The organism is Porticoccus sp., from assembly GCF_041592135.1.
Lineage (GTDB): Bacteria > Pseudomonadota > Gammaproteobacteria > Pseudomonadales > Porticoccaceae > Porticoccus.
Genome location: NZ_JBFHQR010000114.1, coordinates 1 through 8,160, shown reverse-complemented (window position 1 = coordinate 8,160; position 8,160 = coordinate 1). Strand labels below are relative to the sequence as shown.

The 8,160-nt window shown below is 57.5% G+C and carries 7 protein-coding genes; 1 reads left to right on the top strand and 6 read right to left on the bottom strand.

All coding sequences use genetic code 11. From position 1 onward, the window contains the following. The 5 genes from ABY948_RS09840 to ABY948_RS09820 all read right to left on the bottom strand — a co-directional run. On the bottom strand, positions 1 to 1,023 hold a 1,023-nt coding region (locus ABY948_RS09840), incomplete at its 3' end, for a 2-isopropylmalate synthase (RefSeq protein ID WP_461482361.1). A 298-nt stretch (positions 1,024 to 1,321) separates the two neighbouring features. Then, positions 1,322 to 2,119 carry a CDP-diacylglycerol--serine O-phosphatidyltransferase gene (pssA, locus tag ABY948_RS09835; protein ID WP_461482360.1) on the bottom strand — a complete coding sequence of 266 codons (798 nt, stop codon included), beginning with the start codon at positions 2,117 to 2,119 and terminating at the stop codon, positions 1,322 to 1,324. 133 nt (positions 2,120 to 2,252) lie between these two features. Then, positions 2,253 to 3,269: a ketol-acid reductoisomerase gene (gene ilvC / locus ABY948_RS09830; RefSeq protein ID WP_461482359.1), complete on the bottom strand. Its 1,017-nt coding sequence runs from the start codon at positions 3,267 to 3,269 to the stop codon at positions 2,253 to 2,255. A gap of 88 nt (positions 3,270 to 3,357) precedes the next feature. After that, on the bottom strand, positions 3,358 to 3,849 hold the full coding sequence (gene ilvN, locus ABY948_RS09825; RefSeq protein WP_461482358.1) for an acetolactate synthase small subunit: 492 nt from the start codon (positions 3,847 to 3,849) through the stop codon (positions 3,358 to 3,360). After that, complete coding sequence (locus tag ABY948_RS09820; protein ID WP_461482357.1) at positions 3,849 to 5,588, bottom strand: acetolactate synthase 3 large subunit; 1,740 nt, start codon at positions 5,586 to 5,588, stop codon at positions 3,849 to 3,851. The genes ilvN and ABY948_RS09820 overlap by 1 nt, the downstream gene beginning before the upstream one ends. 408 nt (positions 5,589 to 5,996) lie before the next feature. Here ABY948_RS09820 and ABY948_RS09815 point away from each other — a divergent pair, with 408 nt between their 5' ends. Beyond that, a complete protein-coding gene (locus ABY948_RS09815; RefSeq protein ID WP_461482356.1) occupies positions 5,997 to 6,455 on the top strand; it encodes a DUF4124 domain-containing protein in 459 nt (152 codons plus the stop codon). 108 nt (positions 6,456 to 6,563) lie between these two features. Here the strand turns inward: ABY948_RS09815 and ABY948_RS09810 are convergent. Then, positions 6,564 to 8,160 (bottom strand): AAA family ATPase (locus ABY948_RS09810; RefSeq protein ID WP_461482355.1); only part of this gene is annotated, 1,597 nt, incomplete at its 5' end.

Here is an 8,160-nt window from a genome sequence, read left to right as displayed (position 1 = left end):
CCGGGTGCGAAAGGCGTTGCGCCCGGAGTGTTTGCCCAGCACCAGCCGGTTGGTCACCCAGCCCACATCCTGGGCGAGCATGATCTCGTAGGTCTCGCGGCTCTTGATAACGCCGTCCTGGTGGATACCTGCCTCGTGGGCAAAGGCATTGGCGCCGACGATGGCCTTGTTGGGCTGCACCGGGAAACCGGTGATGCTCGAGACCAGCCGTGAAGTGGGCACAATCTGGGTGGTATCGATACGGGTTTCCACCGGGAAAATATCCTTGCGGGTGCGCACCGCCATGACGATTTCTTCCAGCGCCGCGTTGCCGGCGCGCTCGCCCAGGCCGTTGATGGTGCACTCCACCTGGCGGGCGCCTTTCATCACCGCCGCCAGGGAATTGGACACCGCCAGCCCCAGGTCATTGTGACAGTGCACCGAAAAAACGGCTTTATCCGCGTTGGGCACGGTCTCGATCAGGCGGCCGATGGTATTGGCATACTCCTCGGGAAAGCCGTAGCCGACGGTATCCGGCAGGTTGATGGTACCGGCACCGGCATCGATCACCTGCTCGATAATCCGGCACATAAAATCGAACTCCGAGCGGCTGGCATCTTCCAGGGAAAACTCCACATCGCCAATCAGGTTGCGGGCCAGCTTCACCGCCGAGACCGCCTGCTCCACCACCTGATCGGGGCTCATCTGCAGCTTGTATTTCATGTGGATCGGCGAGGTGGCGATAAAGGTGTGGATGCGACCGGATTTGGCTTTCTTCAGTGCCTCGGCGGCGCGTTCGATGTCCACGTGGGTGGTGCGCGCCAGACTGCAGACAGTGGAATCCTTGATGGTCTCGGCGATGGATTTCACCGCGTCGAAATCCCCAGGGCTGGAGACGGCAAAACCCGCCTCAATGACATCCACCCGCAGTTTTTCCAGCGCCTTGGCCACGCGGAGTTTTTCCTCCTTGGTCATGGAGGCGCCGGGACTCTGCTCGCCATCGCGCAAAGTCGTATCAAAAATCACCAGATGTTGTTTGTCCATCAGTTGCGGCTCCAGGTATTGCGCCCCTGCGGCTCGACCAAAAGGGGCTGGACAAAATAATTACGCGAATTCTCCCCGCGGTGGGAGGCATTTGCAAATGGGAATGACGGTTTTGAAAAAAGTAGATGCCCCTCAGGGCAGGAGCAGCAAACGAATAGCAGCACCCCCAGGCAATGTGCGCTGCCGGTCAGGTGCTAAAAAAGGATTCACCTGCGCGTTCATTTCATGAAACCGAAATAGTGATGGGCAAGAAGGCACAATTCAACCAGCTTTTTGCACGGTTGCCAACCCAGCCAAATCAGGCCTGCTTGCGGCCGGAGCGGAACTTGCGCCACAACCACAGGGCCGGCGCCGACGATGAATAGAGCAGTGCCATCAGGAACAGGATGCGCGGCGGATCAATGGTAATCACCACGAAAGCCATCGCAATACCAAACAGCACCACAAAGGGTACCTTGCCCTTCAGGTCCAGACCTTTAAAACTGTGGTAGCGAAAATTGGAAACCATCAGCAGTCCGGACAGGGCGGTGACCAGGGCTGCGACCGCGGCAAGCTGTGAGGAGGGCGTCGCATCGTAACCACTCCACACCAGCCCCGCCACCAGTGCCGCTGCCGTCGGGCTGGCAATGCCAATGAAGTAGCGCTTATCCACCACATCGACCTGGGTGTTGAAACGCGCCAGGCGCAACGCGGCACAGGAGGCATAGATAAACGCGGCAGCCCAGCCGACGCGGCCCAACTCGTTGAGCATCCAGCTAAACGCCACGACCGCAGGGGCGACACCAAACGACACCATATCCGACAGACTGTCGTACTGAACCCCGAATTCACTAGAAGTATGTGTCAAGCGCGCGACGCGGCCATCCAGGCCATCAAAGATCATCGCCACGAAAATGGCGATGGCTGCCGCTTCAAACTTGCCATCCATACCCGCCAGGATCGCATAGAAGCCGGCGAACAGCGCAGCGGTGGTGAACAGGTTGGGCAATAAATAAATGCCCTTGTGACGGGTGCGTTCCGGGGGAGAACTGTCCGGACTTTCTGTCGATGGCTGTTCACTGCTGCCTGAACGGGTGGGATCTTCGTTATCTGTCATGTTCACTTCTCTGGGATTGACTCAGCCAACATCGACTGGTCGTGGCCAGCAACGACCAACCACCATTAAACATCAAAGGGCATGACAAAAAAACCGCGCCGGGGCGCGGTTTTTCCGAGCTACCTGGCGAGACTTAGTTTTTCTCTTTGTCTACCAGTTTGTTGGCAGCAATCCAGGGCATCATTTCACGCAGACGGCCACCGACCTGTTCGATCTGGTGAGCCGCATTGTTGCGGCGATATGCGGTCATGGACGGATAGTTGGTAGCGCCCTCAGAGATGAACATCTTGGCGTACTCACCATTCTGGATACGCTTCAGTGCGTTGCGCATAGCCGCACGGGACTCCGCATTGATCACCTCGGGGCCGGTGACGTATTCACCGTACTCGGCATTGTTGGAAATGGAGTAGTTCATGTTGGCAATGCCGCCTTCGTACATCAGGTCGACGATCAGTTTCAGCTCGTGCAGACACTCGAAGTAAGCCATTTCCGGCGCGTAGCCCGCTTCCACCAGGGTTTCGAAACCGGCTTTAACCAGCTCGACACAACCGCCGCAAAGCACTGCCTGCTCACCGAACAGGTCGGTTTCAGTTTCGTCTTTGAAGGTGGTTTCAATGATGCCGGTGCGACCGCCACCGACGCCACTGGCGTAGGACAGTGCAACATTCTTGGCATTGCCGGAGGCGTTCTGGTAGATCGCCACCAGGTCGGGAATACCACCGCCCTTGGTGAACTCACTGCGCACGGTGTGACCCGGTGCTTTCGGGGCGATCATGATGACGTCGAGATCGGCGCGGGGCACCACCTGGTTGTAGTGGATGGCAAAACCGTGGGCAAACGCCAGGGTGCCACCCTGTTTCAGGTTGGGTTCGATTTCGTTCTTGTACAGCTGGGACTGGAACTCATCCGGGGTCAGGATCATCACCAGATCGGCGGCAGCTACGGCTTCGGGAACGCTCTTTACCGCCAGACCGGCTTTTTCGGCCTTGATCGCAGAGGGGGAACCGGGGCGCAGACCGACCGTGACATCCACGCCGGAATCCTTCAGGTTCAGGGCGTGGGCGTGGCCCTGGGAACCATAACCGATAACGGCCACTTTCATGCCCTGGATGATGGAAAGATCGCAGTCTTTATCGTAATAAACTTGCATTTGTTTCACCTGTGTTATTTTGTCAATCTAAATCAAACGGTTTGCAGCAGCCTTCAGCAGGCCACCGGCAAAACCCCTAAACCAAACATTACAGCCGCAGCGCTTTTTCGCCCCGGGACAGCCCGGAAACCCCGGTGCGCACCACTTCGAGAATGTCCGCGTCACCGATGGCCTGAAGAAAGGCGTCGAGTTTATCACTGTTGCCCACAATCTGTACCGTGTAGGCATTGGTGCCAACATCGATAATCTGGCCGCGGAAAATATCCACACAGCGTTTGATCTCCGCCCGCTGGGCACCGTGCGCTTTTACCTTGACCAGCATCAGCTCCCGCTCAATGTGGGGACCCTCGGTGAGATCCACCACCTTGACCACATCGATCAGCTTGTGGAGATGCTTGGTGATCTGCTCAATCACATGATCGTTGCCATGGGTGGTCAGCGTCAGCCGCGACAGCGTCTGGTCCTCGGTGGGCGCCACCGTCAGGCTGTCGATGTTGTAACCGCGCTGGGAAAACAGCCCGATCACACGGGACAGGGCGCCGGGTTCGTTTTCCATCAAAACAGAAATGATACGTCTCATCAGGTGCGCTCCGTCTTGCTCAACCACATATCGCGCATGGAACCGTTGGGGGCCACATGCATCGGGTAGACGTGTTCGGAACGATCCACATAGATATCCATGAACACCACCCGATCCTTGAGGGCAAAACACTCTGCCATCTTCTCCTCAAGCTCGTCGAAATGGGTCACTTTGATGCCCACATGGCCGTAGGCTTCCGCCAGCTTGATGAAATCGGGCAGGGAGTCCTCATAGAGGCTGGAGGAATAGCGGCTGCTGTACTGCATATCCTGCCACTGGCGCACCATCCCCAAGGCCTGGTTGTTGAGATTGATGATTTTTACCGGCAGGCCGTACTGGGTGCAGGTGGACAACTCCTGGATACACATCTGGATACTGCCCTCACCGGTCACGCAGGCCACCATGGCGTCGGGGTGAGCCAACTGCACCCCCATCGCGGCGGGCAGACCGAAGCCCATGGTGCCCAGGCCACCGGAATTGATCCAGCGACGGGGCTTGTCAAACAGGTAGTACTGGGCCGCAAACATCTGGTGCTGGCCCACGTCGGAGGTCACATAGGCATCACCATTGGTCACCTTGTACAGCGCCTTGATCACGTCCTGGGGCTTGATCACGTTACCGACACTGGGTTCATAGCGGGACTGGGTGTAAATGCCGTGGCGCTCGCGCCACTCGTCAATCTGCTTCCACCACTCGGCAATCGCCTGTTCATCAGGGTGTTTGCCGCTGTGCTCGAGCTGCTCGATCATCTCCTGCAACACCACGTCACAGGCGCCGACAATGGGGATATCCGCGGCAACGGTTTTCGCGATAGAGGTGGGGTCCACATCGATATGGATGATGGTGGCGGATGGGCAGAACTTGCTGATGGTATTGGTCACCCGGTCATCAAAGCGCGCACCCACCGCCAGAATGACATCGGCGTGGTGCATGGCGGTATTGGCCTCAAAGGTGCCGTGCATGCCCAGCATGCCGAGGAACTGGCGATCAGAACCCGGATAGGCGCCCAGCCCCATCAGCGTGTTGGTCACCGGCGCATTGAGCATTTTGGCCAGTTCAGTCAGTTGCCCGGAGGCGTTACCGAGAACAACGCCGCCGCCGGCGTAGATCACCGGGCGCTTGGCCGCCAGCAGCGTCTTGACGGCGCGCTTGATCTGTCCGGTGTGACCCTTGGTGGTGGGCTGGTAGGAGCGGATCTTGATCTTCTCCGGATACTCGTATGCCACTTTGTTATTCGGGTCAGTGATGTCCTTGGGAATATCAACCACGACCGGGCCTGGCCGCCCCGTGGCCGCAATGAAAAATGCCTTGGCAATGACCCCGGCGATGTCACCGGGCTCCTTGACCAGAAAGCTGTGCTTAACAATCGGGCGGGAAATACCCACCATGTCCGTTTCCTGGAAAGCGTCTTCACCGATTTTGGCGGAAGGCACCTGGCCGGAAATCACCACCAGGGGAATGGAGTCCATATAGGCGGTAGCGATACCAGTAATGGCATTGGTGGCACCGGGACCGGAGGTCACCAGCACCGCGCCGACTTCGCCGGTGGAGCGCGCGTGACCGTCCGCAGCGTGAACGGCAGCCTGCTCGTGTCGCACCAGGATATGTTGAACGTCAGATTGTTGGAAAAGCGCATCGTAGATATGCAGCGCCGCACCACCCGGGTAACCCCAGATATGCTTGACACCGGCATCCCTTAATGCGCGAACGACGATTTCACCGCCAGACAGTAATTCCACTGTGCAAATCCTCAAGATGTCTGAAAACACAACACCGGGCCGCCTGCCAATAGACATAAACGACAACCGCTGTGACATCACAGGTCTGCTAGTGCAAATACGCAACCGACGATAAGCTCGTGGTATTCGGTGCGTCAGGCCCGTGGGTAAACGAACCTGTCTGGATGCCCGGCGAACGCTGTTTTCGTTCACTTGGCAAGCTGGTTGGACCCAGCGTGCAAATGGCAAGGCGCCATTCGCAGAGCGCCCAACTTTATTAACTTATTGCTGTGGAGTCAAGCGGTTATCGACAGAACCCCCTCGCATCTGCCATTATTTTTGCAATCAGGTACTCAACATCGCTGCAATAAATCCGCTATGATGATTTCTAGGTATCGGCATTCAACGCAATTCAACAGGTTCATGGATATGAAGCATTTCAGCAAAGTGTTCGGGGCACTCCTGGCAATGGCACTGTGCCTCCCCCTGCACGCCGGCAAAATCTACAAATGGCAGGATGAACAGGGTTCCTGGCACTACTCTGAAAAGCCACCATTGGAAGAACAGGTTGAAGTCATCAAGATCAAAGGCAAATCTGCCGAGTCGGCAGAACCCGACTCCCCTGCCGAAGAGGATGCCCTGCCATCCACAACCGCCGAAGAGAAGCCCAAGGAACCCCTGAAGAAATCAGCTGAGGTGCTGGCTGTCGAGAAGACTCGAAAGGCTGAGGACTGCCAACGGGCAAGAACGAATCTGGATTCACTCACTCACCGCACACGTATACTTTATGACGATGAGGAAAAAGGCGAGCAGCGCTACCTGACGGAAGAAGAGCGCCAGGAGTGGCTGAAAAAATCCCAGGGGCAAGTGAAAGAATTCTGTGATTAAGCCATTGCGTGACAAACCGTCATTGCTAATCAATATGATGCAAACAAAAAGGGTGGCCACTAACTGGGCCACCCTTTTTTAATGCAACTTAATTTTTACACAACCTGCTTAGCCCACACCAAAAGATAACTGATCCCCCGTCAAGCTGACCTCAATGGTATTGCCCGGCGCATAACGCCCCGCCAGCACCTGTTGCGCAAGGGGATTTTCCAGCAACTGCTGAATAGCCCGCTTCAAGGGGCGAGCACCATAGACCGGATCAAATCCCGCCTCACAGATCTTGTCCATCACCGCCTCGGAAAGATCCAACGAAAGATCCCGTTCCGCCAGGCGTTTTTTCAGCAGCCCCAGCTGAATGTCGGCAATGCCGCGAATCTGCCCTCTGCCCAGGGGATGGAACACCACCACCTCGTCGATGCGGTTGATGAATTCGGGCCGGAAGTGGCCTGTAACCACCTCCATCACCGCTTCTCTCATCGCCTGGTAGCGATTTTCATTGGTGGTCGAATCGTCCGTTTCGGCGCTGTCGTCAAAACTGATGGTATCGAACGAGCGATCCTCGACCACCGCCTGAATGCGATCTGACCCCAGATTGGAGGTCATCACCACCACGGTATTGCGGAAGTCCACGGTGCGACCCTGGCCGTCGGTCAGGCGGCCGTCGTCCAGCACCTGCAGCAGGATATTGAACACATCGGGGTGGGCTTTCTCCACCTCGTCCAGCAGCAGCACTGAATAGGGGCGGCGGCGCACCGCCTCGGTCAGGTATCCGCCCTCTTCGTAGCCCACATAACCGGGGGGCGCACCCACCAGGCGGGCCACGGAGTGCTTCTCCATAAACTCGGACATATCGATGCGCACCATGGCGTCCTGACTGTCAAACAGGAACTCCGCCAGCGCCTTGCACAGCTCGGTCTTGCCCACACCGGTGGGGCCCAGAAACAGAAACGAGCCATTGGGTCGATTGGGGTCGGACAAGCCAGCCCGGCTGCGGCGCACCGCGTTGGATACCGCCACCACCGCCTCCTGCTGGCCGATCACCCGCTTATGCAGGGACTCCTCCATGCGCAACAGTTTTTCCCGCTCGCCTTCCAACATCTTGGAAACCGGGATGCCGGTCCACTTGGAAACCACCTCGGCGATTTCCTCTTCGGTGACCTTGTTGCGCAGCAAATGGGTCTCGCGGCCTTCCGCTTCACTGGCCGCCGCCAATTGTTTTTCCAGCTCGGGAATCTTGCCGTACTGCAATTCCGACATCCTGGCCAGGTCGCCGGCGCGGCGCGCCGCATCCATATCGATACGCGCCTGTTCCAGATCACTTTTCACCTGTGCAGAACCCTGCAGGGCGGCTTTTTCCGCCTTCCAGGTTTCCTCCAGATCGGCGTATTCCTTGCCGATCACGGCGATATCGTTCTCGATTTTCTCCAGCCGCTTGCGGGAGGCGTCATCCTCCTCTTTCTTGACCGCTTCCCGCTCCATTTTCAACTGAATCAGGCGACGATCCAGGCGATCCATCTCCTCGGGCTTGGAGTCGATCTCCATGCGAATACGGCTGGCGGCCTCATCCACCAGGTCGATGGCCTTGTCCGGCAACTGGCGGTCGGCGATATAGCGCTGGGACAGCTTGGCCGCTGCCACAATGGCCGAGTCGGTGATATCCACCCCATGGTGGACCTCATAGCGCTCCTTGAGGCCGCGCAGTATG